This is a genomic window from Vibrio sp. Vb0304 (genome assembly GCF_033338995.1).
GTDB classification, from domain to species: domain Bacteria; phylum Pseudomonadota; class Gammaproteobacteria; order Enterobacterales; family Vibrionaceae; genus Vibrio; species Vibrio alginolyticus.
On the sequence record NZ_JAWOTT010000022.1, the window covers coordinates 26307 to 47163 of the forward strand.

At 46.3% G+C, this 20857-nt stretch carries 17 protein-coding genes; 8 read left to right on the forward strand and 9 right to left on the reverse strand.

The window, feature by feature from the left end; genetic code table 11:
• Nucleotides 1–28: 28 nt before the first annotated feature.
• The 3 genes from R7P35_RS19565 to aspA form a co-directional block, all read right to left on the reverse strand.
• Nucleotides 29–1858, reverse strand: coding sequence for a protein-disulfide reductase DsbD (locus R7P35_RS19565; RefSeq protein ID WP_171343371.1), 1830 nt, complete (start codon nt 1856–1858; stop codon nt 29–31).
• 161 nt (nt 1859–2019) lie between these two features.
• Entirely contained in the window at nt 2020–3327 is a 1308-nt protein-coding gene (locus R7P35_RS19570; protein WP_005382378.1) for an anaerobic C4-dicarboxylate transporter, read from the reverse strand.
• Nucleotides 3328–3503: 176 nt separating this feature from the next.
• On the reverse strand, nt 3504–4955 hold the full coding sequence (gene aspA / locus R7P35_RS19575; protein WP_005382379.1) for an aspartate ammonia-lyase: 1452 nt from the start codon (nt 4953–4955) through the stop codon (nt 3504–3506).
• A gap of 431 nt (nt 4956–5386) precedes the next feature.
• Here aspA and R7P35_RS19580 point away from each other — a divergent pair, with 431 nt between their 5' ends.
• Complete coding sequence (locus tag R7P35_RS19580; protein WP_005386383.1) at nt 5387–5905, forward strand: FxsA family protein; 519 nt, start codon at nt 5387–5389, stop codon at nt 5903–5905.
• A gap of 70 nt (nt 5906–5975) precedes the next feature.
• Here the strand turns inward: R7P35_RS19580 and trmL are convergent, their stop codons facing one another.
• The 4 genes from trmL to R7P35_RS19600 form a co-directional block, all read right to left on the reverse strand.
• Nucleotides 5976–6455 (reverse strand): tRNA (uridine(34)/cytosine(34)/5-carboxymethylaminomethyluridine(34)-2'-O)-methyltransferase TrmL, encoded by a 480-nt coding sequence (gene trmL / locus R7P35_RS19585; protein ID WP_025768811.1) that lies wholly within the window; start codon nt 6453–6455, stop codon nt 5976–5978.
• A gap of 136 nt (nt 6456–6591) precedes the next feature.
• The gene (locus R7P35_RS19590) at nt 6592–7200 is read right to left on the reverse strand and encodes a superoxide dismutase (RefSeq protein ID WP_005382382.1); all 609 of its coding nucleotides are present in this window, start codon (nt 7198–7200) and stop codon (nt 6592–6594) included.
• 174 nt (nt 7201–7374) lie between these two features.
• The gene (gene cpxA / locus R7P35_RS19595) at nt 7375–8769 is read right to left on the reverse strand and encodes an envelope stress sensor histidine kinase CpxA (RefSeq protein WP_005382383.1); all 1395 of its coding nucleotides are present in this window, start codon (nt 8767–8769) and stop codon (nt 7375–7377) included.
• Nucleotides 8769–9458, reverse strand: coding sequence for a response regulator (locus R7P35_RS19600; protein ID WP_005382384.1), 690 nt, complete (start codon nt 9456–9458; stop codon nt 8769–8771). The genes cpxA and R7P35_RS19600 overlap by 1 nt, the downstream gene beginning before the upstream one ends.
• A 190-nt stretch (nt 9459–9648) precedes the next feature.
• Here R7P35_RS19600 and R7P35_RS19605 point away from each other — a divergent pair, with 190 nt between their 5' ends.
• The 3 genes from R7P35_RS19605 to pfkA all read left to right on the forward strand — a co-directional run bounded on the left by R7P35_RS19605 (nt 9649) and on the right by pfkA (nt 12427).
• Entirely contained in the window at nt 9649–10161 is a 513-nt protein-coding gene (locus tag R7P35_RS19605; protein ID WP_005386388.1) for a CpxP family protein, read from the forward strand.
• A gap of 111 nt (nt 10162–10272) precedes the next feature.
• Nucleotides 10273–11181: a CDF family cation-efflux transporter FieF gene (fieF, locus tag R7P35_RS19610; RefSeq protein ID WP_025768809.1), complete on the forward strand. Its 909-nt coding sequence runs from the start codon at nt 10273–10275 to the stop codon at nt 11179–11181.
• Between the two features lie 283 nt (nt 11182–11464).
• Nucleotides 11465–12427, forward strand: a complete 963-nt coding sequence (gene pfkA / locus R7P35_RS19615) for a 6-phosphofructokinase (protein WP_005381521.1) — start codon at nt 11465–11467, stop codon at nt 12425–12427.
• A 90-nt stretch (nt 12428–12517) separates the two neighbouring features.
• Here pfkA and R7P35_RS19620 read toward each other — a convergent pair whose 3' ends face one another.
• A complete protein-coding gene (locus R7P35_RS19620; protein ID WP_053307396.1) occupies nt 12518–13900 on the reverse strand; it encodes an MATE family efflux transporter in 1383 nt (460 codons plus the stop codon).
• Between the two features lie 240 nt (nt 13901–14140).
• Here R7P35_RS19620 and R7P35_RS19625 point away from each other — a divergent pair, with 240 nt between their 5' ends.
• From R7P35_RS19625 to R7P35_RS19640, 4 genes are all read left to right on the forward strand, one after another.
• Nucleotides 14141–14431, forward strand: a complete 291-nt coding sequence (locus tag R7P35_RS19625; protein WP_005381516.1) for a co-chaperone GroES — start codon at nt 14141–14143, stop codon at nt 14429–14431.
• Between the two features lie 77 nt (nt 14432–14508).
• The gene (gene groL / locus R7P35_RS19630) at nt 14509–16155 is read left to right on the forward strand and encodes a chaperonin GroEL (RefSeq protein WP_005381509.1); all 1647 of its coding nucleotides are present in this window, start codon (nt 14509–14511) and stop codon (nt 16153–16155) included.
• A 1122-nt stretch (nt 16156–17277) separates the two neighbouring features.
• Nucleotides 17278–18942, forward strand: a complete 1665-nt coding sequence (gene ltrA, locus R7P35_RS19635) for a group II intron reverse transcriptase/maturase (RefSeq protein WP_144361825.1) — start codon at nt 17278–17280, stop codon at nt 18940–18942.
• A 732-nt stretch (nt 18943–19674) separates the two neighbouring features.
• Nucleotides 19675–20238: a VC2662 family protein gene (locus R7P35_RS19640; RefSeq protein WP_005381507.1), complete on the forward strand. Its 564-nt coding sequence runs from the start codon at nt 19675–19677 to the stop codon at nt 20236–20238.
• 100 nt (nt 20239–20338) lie between these two features.
• On the opposite strand, the gene R7P35_RS19645 is transcribed toward R7P35_RS19640, so the two are convergent.
• Nucleotides 20339–20836, reverse strand: coding sequence for an MgtC/SapB family protein (locus tag R7P35_RS19645; RefSeq protein WP_005381504.1), 498 nt, complete (start codon nt 20834–20836; stop codon nt 20339–20341).
• Nucleotides 20837–20857 lie beyond the last annotated feature (21 nt).

Below are 20857 nucleotides of genomic sequence, written 5' to 3' on the forward strand. Positions count from 1 at the left end.
ACATCACTGGCGTTTGAATATCTGGTTATCAGAACTGCTTGATATGCTCTAAGAAAGGCTCAGCTTGCATGAATCCCGTCAAACGAGCGTTTGAAACGTGTTCGCCACTGGCATCCCAAAACTCAATTGTTGGTAAACCAAGTACATTCATGTGCTTCAGTAGTTCGATGTCTTGCACTTGGTTTTTGGTCACGTCCGCTTGCAGAAGAACGAAGTCTTGCAGTTTTGCTTCGACGCTTGGGTCATGGAAGGTGTACTTTTCAAACTCTTTACATGCTACACACCAATCGGCGTAGAAATCGAGCATGACGGGTTTACCTGCCGCTTTCGCAAGTGCCAGTTGTTCTTCAAGCTCCGCCACGTTAGCAATGCGAGTAAAGCTAACAGTGGCTTGCTGAGTTTGTGTTGTGCTGTTGCCAAACCAGTAATTTAAGATAGGTTGTGCTGCGGCTAGCAAACCTAAGACGGCGATTATGCCCACGGCACTTTGTTTCCAGCCACCAAACTCTAGACTGTTTTTGATGTGGTATAGCCAACCAAAAGCAGCAATACCCAGTGCTGACCACAGAATCGTTGACCACATTTCTGGCATGATGCGTTCTAGTAAGAAGATAGGTGCGGCAAGCAGAATAAAGCCGAACAGCGTTTTCACGCGGTCCATCCAACCGCCGGCTTTTGGTAGCAACTTGTTGCCAAATACCGCTACAAGGATCAGCGGAATACCCATGCCCATCGCCAGCGCGTATAACGCGATACCACCGGTAAGCAAATCGCCGCTTTGTGCCACGTAAAGTAGCGCACCAGACAGAGGTGCCGTGGTACATGGTGAGCACACCAGTCCAGAAATCGCCCCCATGGCGAATACGCCTGCACTGCTGCCGCCCTGTTGCTTATTACTTAAGTTATTCAACCATGTTTGAACGTTGCTTGGTAGCTGTAATGAGTACAGACCAAACATAGACAAAGCGAGTGCGATGAACAGTACGCTCAAGCCAATCAGCACATAAGGGTGTTGCATTGCTGCTTGGAACTGCATACCTGCAGATGCCACCACAAGGCCGAGTAGGGTGTAAGTCAGCGCCATGCCTTGTACATAGACAAACGACAAGCCTAGCGCACGGCGCTGACTCAGTTTGCCACTGCCAAGCACGATGCTGGTCAGAATTGGGTACATCGGCAGCACACAAGGTGTAAACGCCAAGCCCACACCAAGCGCCAAGAACAGAAGTGGTGTCCACCAGTTATCAGCAAGGTTGGCTGCAAGGCTATCTTGCTGTGTTACTGGCGCTGATGATGTGTCATCAGACGTAGATGATTGCGCCGCTGGTGGCGTTGCTGTTGGTGCTTGTTCTGCTTTTGGTATTGTCGTCGCCGCTGTTGAATCTGAGTTCGACGAAGTAAACGCGCTGATAGGAATCACGCGAGTTTCTGGCGGGTAACAGAAGCCTGCTTTCGCACAACCTTGGTATTGCACCACCACGCGCGCACCGTCTTGCCAATCATGCATTGGTACATTAACGAAGAGAGGTTGAGTATAGATATGCACGTCACCAAAGAATTCATCTTTATGCGGTGTGCCGTCTTCCATTTGCAGTTCGCCTAGCGATACTTTCTCACCAGCTACAGACAAGCGCTCTTGATATAGGTAGTACCCGTCACGTACCTGCCAATCGAGCATCAATTTGTCATCTTGCTGGTAGAAGTTAAATGGAAACGCCTGATCAACCGGAACAAAGCTGTCGCTGCTACCAAAACTGTTGTTCTGGCTACTGTTAAACTGGTCTTTGCCAAATAAAGCTAAAGACGGAGTGGAAAAGGTAATGAGCCCTAAGAGTAAAACGGAAAGTAATGCGCGCATAAAAGAGTCAATTCATCTTAGATAATTGCCGTTAGTGTAACTCAATCAGACCCGGAGGCGAGTCAATAAGTTTCATGAAAATGAAGATTTATTGAGCATAAATCAAGACAACAGGCAATAAAAAAGGGAGCCGAAGCTCCCCGAGTAAGACTCTGTTTCTACTAGATCAGTAGACCACCGAATGCGAAGCCAAGTGCTACCGCAGAAGCGATGGTTACCACACCAGGTACAAAGAATGGGTGGTTGAATACGTACTTACCGATACGAGTTGAACCCGTGTCGTCCATCTCAACCGCGGCAAGTAGCGTTGGGTAAGTTGGCAGCACGAATAGCGCACTTACTGCGGCGAAAGATGCAACTGCGGTAAGTGGTGCGACACCGATTGCTAGTGCTGCTGGCATCAGCGCAACAGTGGTTGCACCTTGTGAGTAAAGCAGCATTGAAGCGAAGAATAGAACGAGTGCTAGCATCCATGGGTAGTCTGCTAGTAGCGCACCCGCAACTTCTTTGATGCCGTCAACGTGCGCGTTAACGAACGTAGAACCTAGCCATGCCACACCAAGAACACACACACATGCTGTCATACCAGAGCGGAATGTTGCTGCTGCTGGGATTTTGCCAGCATCGATTTTACAGCTCATTACGATAGCTGCCGCAGCTGCTAGCATTACCGTCATGATAGCTTCGTTACGACCTAGAGCAGGGTTCTCGATAAGGCCAACAGAGCCAGAAATTGCTGCTGCGTAACACACGACAAATGCGATTGCGCCTAGGAAGATGAATGTTGCTTTCTTCGCTGTTGGTAGGATTTCGCGTTTTGCTTCTGTATTTAGCTTGATTAAGCCTTTTTCTAGACGCTCTTGGTATTCAGCATCGTCTTTTAGCTCACAGCCCATGAAGTTCGCCACGAACGCACCGATCATGCACGCGATGAACGTCGTTGGGATACAGATTGCTAGTAGTGTTAGGTAGTCAACGCCAAATGGGTGCAGCATTGCCGCGAACGCTACAACAGCCGCTGAGATTGGTGATGCGGTGATAGCGATTTGCGATGCTACGACCGCGATAGACAGTGGACGAGAAGGGCGTACGCCTTGGCCTTTCGCTACTTCTGCAATCACTGGCAAAGTAGAGAATGCCGTGTGGCCAGTACCCGCCATTAATGTCATTAGGTAAGTTACGATAGGCGCATAAAAGGTGATGCGCTCAGGATGCTTGCGCAAAAAGTTTTCAGCAACTTGCACCATCCAGTCTAAACCACCCGCTACCTGCATTGCTGCGATAGCGGTGATTACAGACATGATGATCAAAATTACGTCAACGGGAATGTAAGCTTGGCTTGTTGGTACGCCCAAGATCAAAGACAACGCAATGACCCCAGCACCACCGGCAAAACCAATGCCGATACCACCGATTCTTGCCCCCAAATAGATGAAGAGCAGAACCACGAAGAGTTCGACCATGACCATATTGATACCTCTTTAGTTTTTTATTTGATTCTGATTTTTTGAACACTCAGGAACAGGAGTAAATGCTCAGAGAATGAGAACCTAGTGGTTTAGCGGCAATAAAAGCATATAAAAAATGTGGTTAACCGTATGAGAGCCTAAAAAAGGGGCCTGAGTGGCCCCCTTCGGATTCGTTATTACTCGTAACGTTTTGCTTTGTAAGTAGGATGCATGAAGTTTTCTACTGACAAGATTTCATCAAGCTCCTCTGCTGTAAGCAGACCGCGCTCTAGCACGACTTCACGAACACTCTTACCAGTTTCTGCACAAATTTTACCTACGATGTCACCTTCGTGGTGGCCGATGTATGGGTTTAGGTAAGTGACGATACCGATAGAGTTGTAAACGTAGTTTTCGCAAACTTCTTTGTTCACAGTGATGCCGTCGATACATTTATCACGTAGGTTCACACACGCGTTGTGTAGTAGAGAGATAGACTCAAACACACTTTGTGCGATCACAGGTTCCATAACGTTTAGCTGTAGCTGACCGCCTTCTGCTGCGAAAGAAACCGTGTTGTCGTTACCGAGAACTTTGAAGCAAACTTGGTTTACTACTTCTGGGATAACTGGGTTTACTTTAGCTGGCATGATTGAAGAGCCTGCTTGCATTTCAGGTAGGTTCAATTCATTTAGACCCGCACGAGGACCAGAAGAAAGTAGACGAAGGTCGTTACAGATCTTCGATAGTTTCACTGCTAGGCGTTTTAGCGCGCCGTGAGTCATTACGTATGCACCACAGTCAGACGTTGCTTCGATAAGGTCTTCTGCTGCAACAACGTCAAGGCCTGTTACTTCCGCTAGGTGTTTTACTGCAAGCGCTTGGTAGCCAGTTGGTGTATTTAGACCAGTACCGATTGCGGTTGCGCCTAGGTTGATTTCTAGGAGGAGTTTAGATGTGTAATCTAGAGCACGAATCTCTTCGTTTAGTGTTACCGCCCACGCATGGAACTCTTGACCTACTGTCATTGGTACTGCGTCTTGAAGCTGAGTACGGCCCATTTTCAGTACATCTTTAAACTCAACGGCTTTAAGTTCGAATGCGCCTTTTAGGTACTCAATTGCTTCCATTAGCTTGTGTACGCTGTTGTATACTGCAATACGGAAACCTGTTGGGTACGCACAGTTGGTTGATTGGCTCTTGTTTACATGGTCATTTGGGTTAACAAATTCGTATTGGCCTTTCTCTTTACCCATCAACTCAAGCGCGACGTTTGCGATCACTTCGTTCGTGTTCATGTTAACTGAAGTGCCTGCACCGCCTTGGAATACGTCTGATGGGAACTGATCCATACACTTGCCAGTTTCTAGGATCAAATCACACGCTTCGATGATGTAGTTTGCAACGTCTTTTGGAATAGCGCCAAGTTCTTTGTTTGCTAACGCTGCTGCTTTTTTGGTCATTACCATGCCGCGTACAAATTCTGGTACGTCAGAGATGGTCATATTAGAGATGTTGAAGTTCTCGATCGCACGTAGCGTATGAATACCGTAGTACGCATCTGCAGGGACATGACGTTGACCTAATAGATCTTCTTCAATACGAGTGGCTGGGTTTGCTGTTTTTGGAGCATCAGATAGGGTAGCCATAGCAGGATCCTTAGATGATAATTCTGATAATAAAGTTATTTATTAGCCATTTCTGCAATCTAGAATCCATTCATCAGAATTTTTGGCTGGAAAATCCGTCCTGACTTATGTGGCACATGATACTGCACCTAGCGCATAAAAATAGTAACTAGATCACCTTTTTCGTTTTTCATGAGTCAATAATTTGCAAAGTATGAACGGGTTATTAATAACCCTTTATGGGTACTCGATTTTCCTCGACAAACATGAGTTTTTAGAGTTCGAAATTAGCACTTTAAAAGCACGAAAAAATCGGTATGCAATTGAATGAAACGCGCTCCCGCTACTTTGTCTAAAAAAGAAGGAGACCAGTATGAACACGCTTTTTTACAACGATTCGTTTGAGCTTAGTCTGCTTTTACCATTACACTGAATTAAACAAAGGAGGGCGTGTGTTTCCTATCTTATTATTAGCGTTTATTTTTGTTCCGATCATTGAAATCGGCTTATTTATTCAGGTGGGCGGCTTTTTAGGTTTATGGCCGACCATTGCACTAGTCTTAATCACTGCATTTGTTGGTGCGTCGTTGGTTCGTAGCCAAGGTATACAAACACTGATGTCAGTACAGGGGCGTCTTGAACAAGGTGAAATTCCAGCCCAGCAAATTTTTGAAGGCGTAATGCTAGCGGTGGCTGGCGTGCTACTGTTAACCCCGGGCTTTATGACCGATGCCCTTGGTATGTTGGTGTTGCTTCCTGCGCCACGCGCCGCGATAGCTAAATACTTGATGAGCAAAATGGTGGTGAAAACCATGCATGGCGGTGGCTTCCAAGGTGGTTTCTCTAACCAGGGGCCATTTGAGCAAGACCCGTTCCGTCGTGACCCATTTGATTCCCAGTCAGATAATGGCAAGACCTTCGAAGGGGAATACGAGCGTAAAGACGATGATGATCGCAACAAGCTCAACTGATTGAGTTAGACAGTAAAGAAAACAAAAGGGCGCACCAAGCGCCCTTTTCTGTATTTGGAATTCGTGCTGCTTACAATGCGCCTTCAAAGCCCATTTGACGCCATGCTTCAAAAGCAATGATCGCAACGGCATTCGAAAGGTTTAGGCTGCGCGCATCTGGCATCATTGGAATACGAATACGCTGCTCCATTGGCAAGCTATCGATGATTTCAGCAGGCAAACCACGAGTTTCTGGACCAAACATCAAAACATCACCCGTTTGGTATTGTGCGTCAACGTGGTGACCTGTGGTTTTGGTGGTGCAGGCAAACAATCGGTAGTTACCTTGCTTCTCTTTCTCTAAATATTCTAAGAACGCTTGATAGTTTTTATGACGCGTTACGCGAGCTAAATCATGGTAATCCAAACCAGCGCGGCGGACTTTTTTCTCTTCAAGATCGAAACCCAGAGGTTCAATTAAGTGAAGGTTTGCACCGCAGTTGGCGCATAGTCGAATGATGTTGCCGGTGTTCGGCGCGATTTCTGGTTCGTATAAAGCGATATCAAACATGGTATTGAAATAGAGTTGGTCAAAGAGAGGGGCAGTATATACCCAAGTCACCGAGAGATGCGAGATTCAGCAAAATTGACCTGGGTATGAAAGCAGGCATTAGCGCGGATGTTAATACCGTAAGTATCGATGCTCTTTATAAGAGAGCGTGAGCATAATTTTCTTCAACTGCTCGCCAGTTGACGACGTTCCACCACGCATCAATATATTCTGGGCGACGGTTTTGGTAACTGATGTAATACGCGTGCTCCCATACGTCTAATGCGAGGATTGGTTCACCGCGCACATCCACTACGTCCATCAGAGGGTTGTCTTGATTACTGGTGGACGTAATGTGAATCTCACCATCTTTTACGATCAGCCATGCAAAGCCAGACCCAAAGGTATTGATGGCAGCTTGGGCAAACGCCTCTTTAAATTGCGCAAAGCTACCAAATTTATCGTTAATTGCTTGAGCAAGCGCGCCTTGAGGCTCTCCGCCACCGTTTGGTGACATGCAATTCCAATAAATGATGTGGTTGTAATAGCCGCCACCATTATTACGTACTGCTGGACTGAGCTTAGAGATATTGTCAAAGATCTCGTCTAATGACTGAGTTTCGAGCTCGCTCCCTTCAACGGCATTTACAAACTTATCAAAGTACGTCTTGTGGTGTTTGCTGTAATGCACTTCCATGGTTTTCGCGTCGATGTACGGCTCTAGTGAATCGTACGGGTAAGGCAGAGCGGGAAATGTATGTGACATAGTAAATCCTCCTTAATTGGAAAATTTACTTTAATGCTAACGATAATTATTATCAACTTTGATCTTTGTAAGGGTATTCTAAGAAGCCTCACCAATTTCTAAAGTGAGGGTGGGGCTGTTAATCACTCACTCTAGAAATATGGTGCGAATTATTGTTAGTTCATCAAATTGAGACTAACAATTGATCGGTAAGGTGATACTCATACGCAATCCGCCTAAAGGACTTCGGCTGGCTGCGATCGTGCCACTGTGCTGGCGAATGGCACTTTCGGTAATGGTTAGGCCGAGACCTGTGCCGCCAGAGTGGCGATCGCGTGCCGTGGAAACGCGATAGAACGGGCGAAAAATCGCGGCCAGTTCCTCTTCTGGTACACCTTCTCCATTATCGTCAACCGTGATACGAAGCGTATCGTCATCGGCTTTGATGTCGATTTGTACCTCATCTTTTCCGTAGTAAATGGCGTTACGAACGATATTTTCCACCGCACTCATCAGCAGTTTAGGGTTACCGGAAATATTGCGCTTAGGTAATTCTGAATAGTGTAGCTGTTTGCCCATTTGCTCTGCTTCAAACTGCGCATCTTTAATGATTTCTTCCCATAAACTTTCTAGTGGCTGTGTTTCGCGAGTCATATGACTGTTCGCCTGCATGCGAGAAAGCTCTAATAGTTCGCTGATCATCTGTTCCAAGCGCTGCGCTTCGGTATCGATACGAGTCAGTTCTGGGCTTTCGCCTTGTTTACGCGTCGCTAATGCGCTTGCCATGCGCAGACGAGTTAAAGGTGAGCGCAGCTCGTGAGAGATATCGGATAGCAAACGTTGTTGTCCTGAAATCATTTGATTAACCGCTTCGACCATCTGGTTGAAGCTGCTGCCTGCTTGACGAAATTCCGCCGTACCTTTTTCTAAATTTGGGTCTGTGACAAATTCACCTTTCGCTACACGTTGAGCAGCGGCTTCAAGACGACGTGCAGGCTGACTCAAAGCCCAAGCAAGCCATAACAGCAATGGTGTACTAACCAACATGACCGCAAGCAAGAGCTGGAATGGGTGATCAAACAGACGCAGGAGTAGAGGTGGTGGCTCATTCCATTTGAAACCCACGTACATCAAGATATCGGAACCTGCCAAAGTGATAGGAATTGGACCCGCAATCATGTATCGACCATACAGCTTCTGCTTTGGATTATTGTAATCTTCGATACTGGTGACAAAGTTTTGCATGGCACGCAATTGAAAATTGCTGCGTTTTTCTGTCGTAAGAACATTACCGCTGTAGTCAGAAAAAAACACTCGAGGGCGAGGGTCGTGCTTGCCGTGGCGGTTGCCCTCGATACGAAAAAGTATGCGGCCTAAATCAGTTTGCTGGCTGTATTTTTGTTGGATTGAGTCACGCGTTTCTACCATACGTTTGTAGTGTTCTTCTGGAATATCGCGAGCTTTGCGTGGGTCCAAATGTGGCAGTGATAGCACGGCTATCAATACTAATAACATGGTGAACCAAAAAATGGCAAAGATGCGTCCATACAGGCTATTGATGTTTGGCAGTTTGATGCGTGATAGGCGCATTAATCCTCCTCAAGCAGCATGTAGCCACGACCACGCAGGGTTTTAATTCGCGGCTTGCCATTGCTTTGATCTGGTAATTTTTTACGTAAGTTCGAGACATGCATATCGATAGCGCGATCAAAAGCAGCGAGTCGTTTACCAAGCACATCTAAGCTCAGTGTCTCTTTGGTCAGCACTTGTCCTGGGTTTTGTACGAAGTGGGTGAGTAGCGCAAACTCGGTTGCCGTGAGGTCGAGCAACTGTTGCTCACAATACGCTTCTTGCTTACCGGGATAGAGGCGGATTTCTTGATACTCAATGCAATCGCTGTTTTTGGTATTTTTTTGTGTGCTGCTAGTGCGGCGTAAAATCGCGCGGATTCGCGCTAACAGCTCTCGGTCACTAAAAGGTTTTGGTAAATAATCATCCGCGCCCAGTTCCAAGCCGATCACGCGATCAATTTCTTCCCCTTTAGCGGTCAGCATCAAGACGGGAGTTTCCCAATTTTCACGTAAGCGTTTCAGCGTTTCCATGCCATTGAGTTTTGGCATCATGACATCCAACAAAATCAAATCAATCTTATCATTGATCGCGGCTAAGCCGGCTTCACCGTCATTTGCTTCGCTGACGTCAAACCCTTCGAAACTGAGTACTTCTTTTAATAAGCTGGTTAGCTCGATATCGTCATCGATTAAAAGAATGTTTGCCATGGGGGCACCTATAGTAAGTTACCGATAGCCTAATATTACATTGGAATGATGCGCAACGAAGAGGAGAAAAATCACTCTTTACGATTCTTTACGCTCCCTATACGTCGCTTTACCTAGCGGGTCGTATTCTATACTCAAGCGCTGTGAGAACAGCTCAGAAGAACCACTCACCTGTGTAAGGAATCGTATTATGAAGTCTGCAAAAAAACTTGTGTTAGCTGCTGTTGTTCTACCTCTTACTCTTGGCGCCGCAAGCGCATTCGCTTACGGTGGTAAAAACCATCATAAAGGTCCTCGTGACGAATGCGGCATGGGTATGGACCGAGGTGTCATGCGTCAACTAGACCTGACTGATGCACAAAAAGATCAGCTAAAAGAAATGCGTGAAGCAAACAAAGCAGAAATGAAAGCAAAATTCGCTGATGGCAAAGAAGCACGTATGGCTGAGCGTCAAGCGCATCACGCAAAAGTGCAATCGCTTTTGCTGGCGGATAATTTTGATGAAGCTCAAGCTAGCGAATTAGCAAAAGAGATGGTTGAGCGCCAAACGGAACGTCGCGTGCAAATGCTAGAAAGAAAGCACCAAATGCTTAGCGTATTAACACCTGAGCAGAAAGCGAAATTTGTTGAGCTACAAAATGAACGTATGCAAGAGTGTGGCGACAGAATGCACAAGCGCATGGAAAAGTCGCGCAATAATTAAGTCATGAATTGATGTTATATAAAGAGGCAGCCATTGGTTGCCTCTTTTTGATCTGGTTATTTCATGGTCATTCAATATACTCAACGTATGGTTTTAGTTAACTCTTTGATTATGAAACAGCAATACGCACGTTTAGTTACGACCGCCGCTTGGACTGCAACCATTGTGGCGACGCTTCTTCTGATAGTAAAAGTCATCACGTGGTGGGTAACCGGCTCAGTGAGCTTATTGGCGTCATTGATTGACTCCATGTTAGATATCGCGGCTTCGGTTGTGAATCTTGTGGTGGTTCGTTACGCCTTACAACCGGCAGACCGCGAACATACGTTTGGACATGGTAAAGCTGAGTCCTTAGCGGCCCTAGCCCAAGCAATGTTTATTTCGGGCTCGGCAGTATTTTTGATTCTTAACGGGATTGACCGATTTTTCCGCCCACATGCTTTACACGCACCGGAGTTAGGTGTGTATGTATCGCTGTTTGCGATTGTGGTCACACTTGGCTTGGTGATGTTCCAAAAACATGTGGTTCGCGTGACGGGGAGCCAAGCAATAGCGGCGGATTCTCTGCATTATCAGACTGACTTGTATATGAATGCTGCGATCATGGTTGCTCTGGGGCTCAGTTATTTTGGAGTGACTCAAGCGGATGCTGTGTTTGCGATTGGTATTGGTGTCTTCATTCTTTATAGCGCTTTCAAAATGGTAAGCGAAGCGATTCAAACCTTACTTGATAGAAAGTTGCCCGATGAAGAGCTTGAGCAAATTAACCAAGCTTGTTTGAGCGTAAAAGGGGTATTGGGCGTGCATCAGTTACGCACGCGAATGTCCGGACCGACGCGCTTTATACAGTTGCATTTAGAGCTAGACGATAACTTACGATTAATTGAGGCGCATTACATCGCTGATAAAGTGGAAGATAATTTATTGGCTCTTTTTCCTGATGCGGACGTATTGATCCATCAAGATCCATTGTCTGTCGTTTTCGGACCAGAGAAAGAGCAGAAAGCGCAAGATTGGTAGGCTTGAAAAATCCATCAGTGCCCGACGACAAACAGGTACTTATTGACTATCTTTCCATCAATACTTATTAAGATTCGTGATCCTGATATGAATCAACAAAGTTTTATAGAGAAACTGTAATACTCTTACATAAGTAGAAAAGTTACATAAAAAAGTGCGTTTTCATTGGTAATCCTGTAGAGGAAATGTAACATAACGCACAGTTCTGGATTATGCAGGTTGCTTGGTAACAAGGGGCCTAAAAGAAAATTAAATAATTGATTGCCAAAGATCGAGGGTGAGCATGATTAAGAAGATCGGTGTTTTAACAAGTGGCGGTGACGCACCTGGTATGAACGCTGCGATACGCGGCGTAGTACGTACAGCACTATCCGAAGGATTGGAAGTATTCGGTGTGTACGACGGCTACCTAGGCCTATACGAAGGCCGCATCGAGAAGCTAGATCGTTCTAGCGTTTCAGATGTGATCAACAAAGGTGGTACGTTCCTAGGTTCTGCACGTTTCCCTGAATTTAAACAAGTGGAAGTTCGTGAAAAAGCGATTGAGAACCTGAAAAAACATGGTATCGATGCACTAGTGGTAATCGGTGGTGATGGTTCGTACATGGGTGCGAAGAAACTGACTGAAATGGGTTACCCATGTATCGGTCTTCCGGGCACAATCGACAACGATATCGCAGGTACGGATTACACTGTGGGCTACCTAAGTGCACTAAACACCGTTATCGATGCAATCGACCGTTTACGTGATACTTCTTCATCTCACCAACGCATTTCAATTGTAGAAATCATGGGCCGTCACTGTGGTGATTTGACTCTGATGTCTGCAATTGCGGGCGGTTGTGAATACATCATCACTCCGGAAACTGGTCTAGACAAAGACAAGCTGATCAGCAACATCCAAGATGGTATCGCTAAAGGTAAGAAACACGCGATCATCGCGCTTACTGAGCTAATGATGGATGCTAATGAACTAGCACGTGACATCGAAGCCGCGACAGGTCGTGAAACTCGTGCAACAGTACTTGGTCACATCCAACGTGGTGGTCGTCCAACTGCATTTGACCGCGTACTAGCATCTCGTATGGGTAACTACGCTGTTCACCTATTGATCGAAGGTCATGGTGGTCGTTGTGTAGGTATCGTGAAAGAGCAACTTGTTCACCACGATATCATCGACGCAATCGAAAACATGAAGCGTCCAGTACGCAACGATCTATACAAAGTTGCTGAAGAGTTGTTCTAAGCAAGCTTGAAATAGATAAACAAAACCGCGGCTTTCCGCGGTTTTTTTGTATTTGATAATCAACAAAAAGAAACTAGTGATAGACGAGTGTTAAGACACGCTGCTCTGCTCTATGAGCGTTAATTTGCGCTCGCGCAGCGCAAACAAGTAGCCCAGTAGCCCACCCAACGTATTCCCAACCGCGATACCGATAAACAAGCCTTCAATGCTGTAGATTTGGCTCCCGACCCACGCCGATGGCAAGGTAAAAATGAACAGCCGCATAAAGCTCCACTGGAATGCACGCAATGGCTTGTGCATCGCATTCAAACCACTGACTAACATCATCACGATGCCTTGGAAGCCATAACTAAATGGCACCACCAGTAAATAATGCCAAAGCAGGTTTTTCACCGCATCTTCCTGAGAAAACAGCGCAGCCAGAGGAATGCTCAGCGGTACCATCATCAAGAAGATAAACCCTTGGAATACCACTGCAAAACGCATGCTAATAAATAAACCGGAAAAGGCTCGTTGCGGTTGTTTGGCTCCTAAATTTTGTGCCATAAACGGTGTGAGGGCAGAGGTCAGCGACATCAATACTAGAATCAATATGGACTCAATACGCTGCGCTGCGCCGTAAGCAGCAACCGCCGCTGTACCGTGGTTGGATAACAGCATCATCAGAATGGCACCGGACAACGGATTCATCGCGTTTGATAGCGCAGCAGGGGTACCAATTTTTAGTGTCTGTTGCCAGTCTTGTTTCAGCAAAGCCCATTGGGGTTGAGCAAGCAATTTTTCCCGTTTAATTAGCACATAGAATGAGCCACACAAAGCACCTAACCAGCTAAAGGCACTTGCTATGGCTGCGCCTTGAATGCCAAGTTCCGGAAAAGGGCCATAACCGAAAATCAACAATGGATCGAGCATGCCATTAATCAAACCAGCCAACATCATTACTTTTGCTGGTGTTTTTGTGTCGCCAGTAGCTCGGATAGCACTGTTGCCCGCCATTGGGATCACTAGCAGAGGAATGGTGAGATACCAGACCTGCATATACTGCTCAATAAGAGGGATGAGATCATCAGACGCACCAAGAAAACGAAACAATGGCGAAATGGTGGTAAAGCCAATAGAAGACGCGATAGCCACAAGTAACACGGCTAATAACAAACCGTGGGTGGTGAACCGTGCAGCTTGTGGTGCATGACCTTGCCCAAGCAAGCGACCAATATTGGTCGATAGTCCCATCCCAATCCCCATCGTAATGCAGTTAACCGCAAAGGTGACAGGGAAGGTATAGCTGATAGCTGCTAGCGCTTGAGTGCCAAGCAACGAGATAAAAAACGTGTCCACCAAGTTAAACATCAAAATTGCGATCATGCCCATGGTCATGGGTACGGTCATTTTCCGCAGCGTTTCAGGAATGGGTGCGGTCAACAAACCATGCTTATCGGTCGCTTGGGGTTCCAGCTTGTTATTTTCCTGCATGTGTGACAACTATCTGGTGAGCAAAATGCAAGGATACAAGAAAGCGAGATGCCGAGCGAGTGAGCATTTCTAACGCAAACCGTTGCCTAGTTGTTCGTTATTTTAACTAAGTCACAAAAATTTTGTGCCACCCCCTTGGGATCGCTGCTTCGACCCCTTATATAGGGATCACGTGTCTGGGGCTACAGTCCCTAAGGACAATTATCAAATAAACATGGAAATTTTCAGGAGAGACGACCGATGAACATTCGTCCATTACATGACCGAGTTATCGTTGAACGTAAAGAAGTTGAATCTAAGTCTGCTGGTGGCATCGTTCTGACTGGTTCTGCTGCAGAAAAATCGACTCGCGGTGTTGTTCTAGCTGTGGGTAAAGGCCGCATCCTAGAAAACGGCACCGTACTGCCACTAGACGTTAAAGTCGGTGATACCGTTATCTTCGCTGAAGGTTACGGTACAAAAACTGAAAAAATCGACGGTAAAGAAGTGCTTGTCATGTCTGAAAACGACATCATGGCGATCGTTGAATAATAGCAATCATTGAGTAATTTTTTGCTCAGATTCAATTACGAAATTACACACAAAGAATTTTAGAAAGGAAATCAAAGATGGCTGCTAAAGACGTTAAATTTGGTAATGACGCACGAGTTAAAATGCTGGAAGGTGTAAACGTTCTGGCTGACGCAGTAAAAGTAACACTGGGTCCTAAAGGACGTAATGTCGTTCTAGACAAATCTTTTGGTGCACCAACTATCACTAAAGATGGTGTATCAGTAGCGCGTGAAATCGAGCTGGAAGATAAATTCCAGAACATGGGCGCACAAATGGTTAAAGAAGTTGCGTCTAAAGCAAACGACGCAGCGGGTGACGGTACAACAACAGCAACGGTACTAGCGCAATCTATCGTTAACGAAGGTCTAAAAGCAGTCGCTGCGGGCATGAACCCAATGGATCTTAAGCGTGGTATCGACAAAGCTGTTGCCGCGGCAGTTGAGCAACTAAAAGAGCTTTCTGTTGAATGTAACGACACAAAAGCGATCGCGCAGGTTGGTACTATCTCTGCAAACTCAGACGCAAGCGTAGGTAATATCATTGCAGAAGCAATGGAGCGTGTGGGTCGTGATGGCGTTATCACGGTTGAAGAAGGTCAGGCGCTACAAGACGAGTTAGACGTAGTAGAAGGTATGCAGTTCGACCGCGGTTACCTGTCTCCTTACTTCATCAACAACCAAGAATCAGGCAGTGTTGATCTAGAAAACCCATTCATTCTTCTAGTAGACAAGAAGATCTCAAACATTCGTGAGCTTCTTCCAACGCTAGAAGCTGTCGCGAAAGCATCTCGTCCACTGCTTATCATTGCAGAAGATGTAGAAGGCGAAGCGCTAGCAACATTGGTTGTGAACAACATGCGTGGCATCGTAAAAGTTGCAGCTGTGAAAGCACCTGGCTTCGGTGACCGTCGTAAAGCAATGCTACAAGACATCGCTATCCTAACTGGCGGTACTGTGATTTCTGAAGAGATCGGTCTAGAGCTAGAAAAAGTTGCACTAGAAGATCTAGGTCAAGCGAAGCGTGTTTCTATCACGAAAGAAAACACGACTATCATCGATGGTATCGGTGAAGAAGAGATGATCTCTGGCCGTGTTGCTCAGATTCGTCAACAAATCGAAGATGCAACTTCAGACTACGACAAAGAGAAACTACAAGAGCGTGTTGCTAAACTGGCTGGCGGTGTTGCAGTAATCAAAGTCGGTGCAGCGACTGAAGTTGAAATGAAAGAGAAGAAAGACCGTGTAGAAGATGCGCTAGCCGCAACTCGTGCAGCGGTTGAAGAAGGTGTTGTTGCTGGTGGTGGTGTTGCACTTATCCGCGCGGCATCTAAGATTGCTCACCTAACGGGTGACAACGAAGAACAAAACGTTGGTATCCGCGTTGCACTACGTGCAATGGAAGCGCCAATCCGTCAAATCACGAAGAACGCAGGTGAGGAAGACTCAGTTGTTGCGAACAACGTGAAAGCGGGTGAAGGTAGCTACGGCTACAACGCGGCAACAGGAGAATACGGCGACATGCTAGAAATGGGTATCCTAGATCCAACTAAAGTTACTCGTTCTGCACTACAATTCGCAGCATCGGTTGCAGGTCTGATGATCACAACTGAAGCGATGGTTACTGACCTACCGCAAAAAGACGCGCCAGCGATGCCTGATATGGGCGGCATGGGTGGCATGGGCGGTATGGGCGGCATGATGTAGTGCGACGAGAGTCGCGTAGGTAGCTAGCCGAGCGGGCTACGTCCATAGTAACCACATAATTTTATGTCGTGGTTACTATCCCACCCGCCGAAATAGCAAATAAATAAAACCCGATATTCGGGCTGAACCCAAGCCCGAATATCGGTCCTCGTAAGAGGTCCGATTTTAGGCATGGGCGAAAGTCTGTGTCCCTCGCTTTAGGCGAATGATATACGTTGAAGCAGCGCTACTAGTGTCTGTGAAGTAACGGGAATATTCGTGTCTTATTTAAGCTTGAGCCACCTGCACGGTGCGAAGCTGTTTTCATTATTGTCTTAGCCAATCTCTTACTCGGACGGGTAGGTGATTGGATAGTAAGACCTGTTGTTCAGCCAATAGTAGCCTAGGGATAGTGCATCTGCGGTAACGCTGTGTTCGGAGCTTCCTGACAATGTACCCCCACGCAAGTGGTTAATTTTCGCTGTGAAGTGAAGGTTAAGACAACCGCCAATAGCAGGCGGTTTAGGGGCTAGGCTGAGTTATATGGTTAACGTAAGTGAACTACTGATAAACACCGTCAGCCGCGACGAGCGTAACGCTATTGTCGTGTCGATTAATTGTCCCCTTGGGAGGATTAGCCGTCACCAACGCTCTGACCAAAAGGTATATGGCCGGTTATCTCTTTTACATCTGGGGATACGCTGACTCATGCGCCATCGGTGAATAGGTAGAACCTAAGTAACTCGTGTAATGAAAACGGAACTCGGAAACCCCGTATCTTTGCCCCAATAGGGCAGGCAACTCGTAAGAGGCGCTGTTGAGGATGCGGGCACAGGAGAGCAGAAAAAGCGAAAGTCAGCTTGTAATGAGCTGGATAGAAAGCCAACGTGCTTTCACCGGAAACGGGGCCCACGTCTGCTTGGTCTTTAATTGCGTGAAAATCAGTAAAGCCGTCAAGTTTTACGGTAGTCGAAACTGTCAGAGTCCAATTGTGGGCGTTACCTTTCCTATTTGAGGATCTAGGGTACTGTCAGCAACAAGTTCAAGCCTCATAGGGTAAATCTCTGCCCTATGGGGCACAGATGCGCCTTGTGTTGCTTGTTTAACTTATCGTTAATGGAGGAAAGCAAGGTGCATACTTCAATGCAAATTGACGTATCTGCATCCTCCCACCAGACACAGCAGTGGCACAGCATCGACTGGTCACTAATGTATCGTACGGTGAGAGGGCTACAGGTACGGATCGCAAAGGCAACGAAAAAGTCTGACTGGCGACAGGTCAAAAGACTGCAACGCATGTTAACTCGTTCGTTTGCTGCCAAGGTGATAGCCATTCGGCGCGTCACTGAAAACAGAGGGAAAAACACACCGGGTGTTGATGGAGAAATCTGGAACACTCCTGCCTTGAAATGGGGAGCTATAGACCAACTAATGCGTAAAGGCTATAAGCCAAGTCCGTTGAGGCGAGTCTATATTCCTAAAGCTAATGGCAAGCGTAGGCCGCTGGGAATACCAACCATGCGTGATAGAGCAATGCAGGCACTATACCTGTTAGCTCTTGAACCCATATCGGAAACCACGGCGGATCGAAACAGCTATGGCTTTCGCCCGAATCGCTCTTGTGCTGATGCTATCGAACAATGTTTCGTGAACCTCAGTCGCAAGGCCAGTGCCCGTTGGGTACTGGAGGGTGATATCAAAGGGTGTTTTGACTTTATCAGCCATGACTGGCTTATCGCCAATATTCCTATGGATAAGGCGATACTTAAGAAGTGGCTGAAAGCCGGATTCATGGAATCTGGGAAGTTTAACTCGACGGAGGCGGGTACACCGCAAGGTGGGATTATCTCACCTGTACTCGCCAATATGGCCTTAGACGGACTGGAAACGGTGCTCGAATCCCACTTCGGGAAGAAGAACACAAAAGCCAGTTACAAAACTAAGGTCAACTATGTGCGTTATGCAGATGACTTCATCGTCACTGGGATCTCGAAAGAGCTACTAGAAGATAAGGTCTTACCAATAGTTGAAGCCTTTATGGCAGAACGTGGGTTGCAATTGTCAGCAGAAAAAACGCTGATCACGCATATAGACGACGGGTTCGATTTTCTCGGGCAGAATTTGCGTAAATACGACGGCAAGATGTTGATTAAGCCGTCAAAGAAAAACGTGAAGAATTTTCTGCGCGGTATACGAGATTATCTCAACAGCCATAAAACGGTGCCAGCTTCAGTTGTGATAGCGAAGTTGAATCCGATGATCAGAGGATGGTGCAACTACCACCGCTGGGTATGTGCGAGTGAGACATTCAAGTATATCGACTACCGTATCTGGAAAATGTTATGGCAGTGGTGTCGCCGAATCCATTTGAATCGCCGTAAACGCTGGATTAAAGAAAAATACTTTAAAACAGTGGGTGATAGAAACTGGGTATTCAGCGCACCGAAACCGAAAGGGGAAGATGGTCACTATCGCTTGTTGAGTGCAGCGAAAGTGAAAGTCGATAAACATGTGAAAATTCGGGCAACAGTGAACTGTTACCTACCGGAGGACGAACAATACTTTGAGCGTCTGAAGATGCAAAGATTGAAGAAATCTTTGTCGGGTAACTGGAAGCTATGGAAGATTGTCGAGAGACAAGACTACAAATGTGCGGTGTGTCACCAGCAGTTTCACTCAGAAGATGAATGGGATATTCACCATATCGTCAGAAGAGTGGATGGCGGCACGGACATAAGCTCGAATTTGATGATGTTGCATATTAACTGTCATCGGCAATTACACTCGAAATCACTTGAGTGCAATTAGTTTTATAAGGTAAAGTTATGTTCGTCACCCAGAGAGATTCAGGAGGTTTCCCTTGGAAGCATTTTTGAATGTCTCCAATTCATATATGTGCTAGCACATGTAGTCTTGGCCGAGAGGGGACAAACAAGAAGGTAGCAGGAAGGAGTGGGCTGCGCCCGGCGTGGATAACCTTGTGGGTTTGAAGCTGCCCCGACTCTGACTGCCAGTGCTAGATGGCAGTTTTGACTGGGATGGTTGTGAGGTAGGCCAGGTGAAAATTGAATCCGATCAACCCCTTCACTTACTTTATAACTCATAGACATTAGTTGCTGGTTTGCTTTCTTAAGCAAGCTTATAAAGGCTTGAGCCGTATGCGGGGAAACTCGCACGTACGGTTCTTAGGGGGCGGTGGCGCAGTAATGCGTCTCTGCTACCCGACAGCCAGCTTATCTCATCGCTCTAGGGAAACCTTATAGCGGAAAGATAACCGACCAAACCCTTAAAAGTCGAGGCAGATGCCTCGACTTTTTTATGCGTGTCACCTGAGAAACATGACGTTCTGGTGTGGCTTATCATGAAATTTTTGAGCGTAAAAAGCGCCATTTCAGAAGCAAAAAATCGAAGAGAAATATTTTTTCTTTTGAGTCAGATGGTTAAATCTGACCTATTGCTAACACTTTTTGAACGGGGACAGAGCAAAATCTGAACATTACACTATGTTGTAAATTGTTGCTTCCCATCATGGAGATGAAAATGAAAAAGCTTATGACGTCATTGGCGGTTGCAGCCGCTATCGCATCACCTGTTGCTTTTGCCGACAGTACACCTGTGATGTTCTCTACTATCGATAACACAAACGCACCCTCTAATTCTTCAGTAGGTGGCGTTCGTTTAGCTGTGTTGCATGGGCAGGTAAATGAGGTTAAAGGTGTCGACTTTTCACTGCTTGGTATGTCAGAAACGGATCGTACGACAGGTGTGAACTTCGGTCTGTTTTTTGGTGCAGCAAAAGTAAATCAAGAAATGAAAGGCGCGTCTTTAGGCTTAGTTAACTGGAACCAAGGTCAGACGACGGGTGTTAACTTGGGTGCTGTTAACATTACGAACAACGTAAAAGGCTTGAACTGGAGCGCGGTGAACTATTCTGAAGGCTACACCATGGCGGATGTGGGCTTAGCGAGTATCTCTAAGAAGTCTAATTTCCAGTTTGGTTTCTTCAACATGACCGATCAAATCGATGGCGTGCAAATTGGTCTTTTGAACTGTGCGGATAACGGTTTCTTCAAGTGTTTCCCACTCATCAACTTTGCTAAGTAATCCCTGAGAAAGTCAGAATCTTTATATACAGAAAGCCCTCGATGTTCGTCGAGGGCTCTTTAATTACTGATGAGATGAAGCGAGTTTCTCGGAGCGTTAACTATTTAATTAATCGTGATGAAGTTTTGCGTTGTTGAATTCTTTGATGAACACCGCGGCGTAATGCTTTGATGTGGTTTTCTGCTTTATCCACACCTAACAACACGGTTAGTGTCAGGAGAGTAATAACCACCGACTGCGTTAAATAACCCAAACCTATCATCAAACCTAAACCTGCTAGCACCCATATTACAGCCGCGGATGTTACGCCATGGATTTTTCCATCAAGTGTCATCATAACGCCAGCGCCTAAGAAGCCGACGCCAGTAATGATCTGACCAAGCACTCGTGCTTGATCAAGAGTATTTGGCGATAACGACACTGCCATCGACATAAACAGGTAGGTGCCTGAAATAATTAATATTGCTGTGCGAATGCCAACCGGTTTACCACGAGTTTGGCGCTCTATACCGATCATGAGCCCATTAATGGCGCAGCATAGTAGGGCAGGCCAACTGAATGGGCCAAGATCGAAAATTTGTTCGAATGCTGTATGCATCTTGACCTCCAAAAGTGCGGA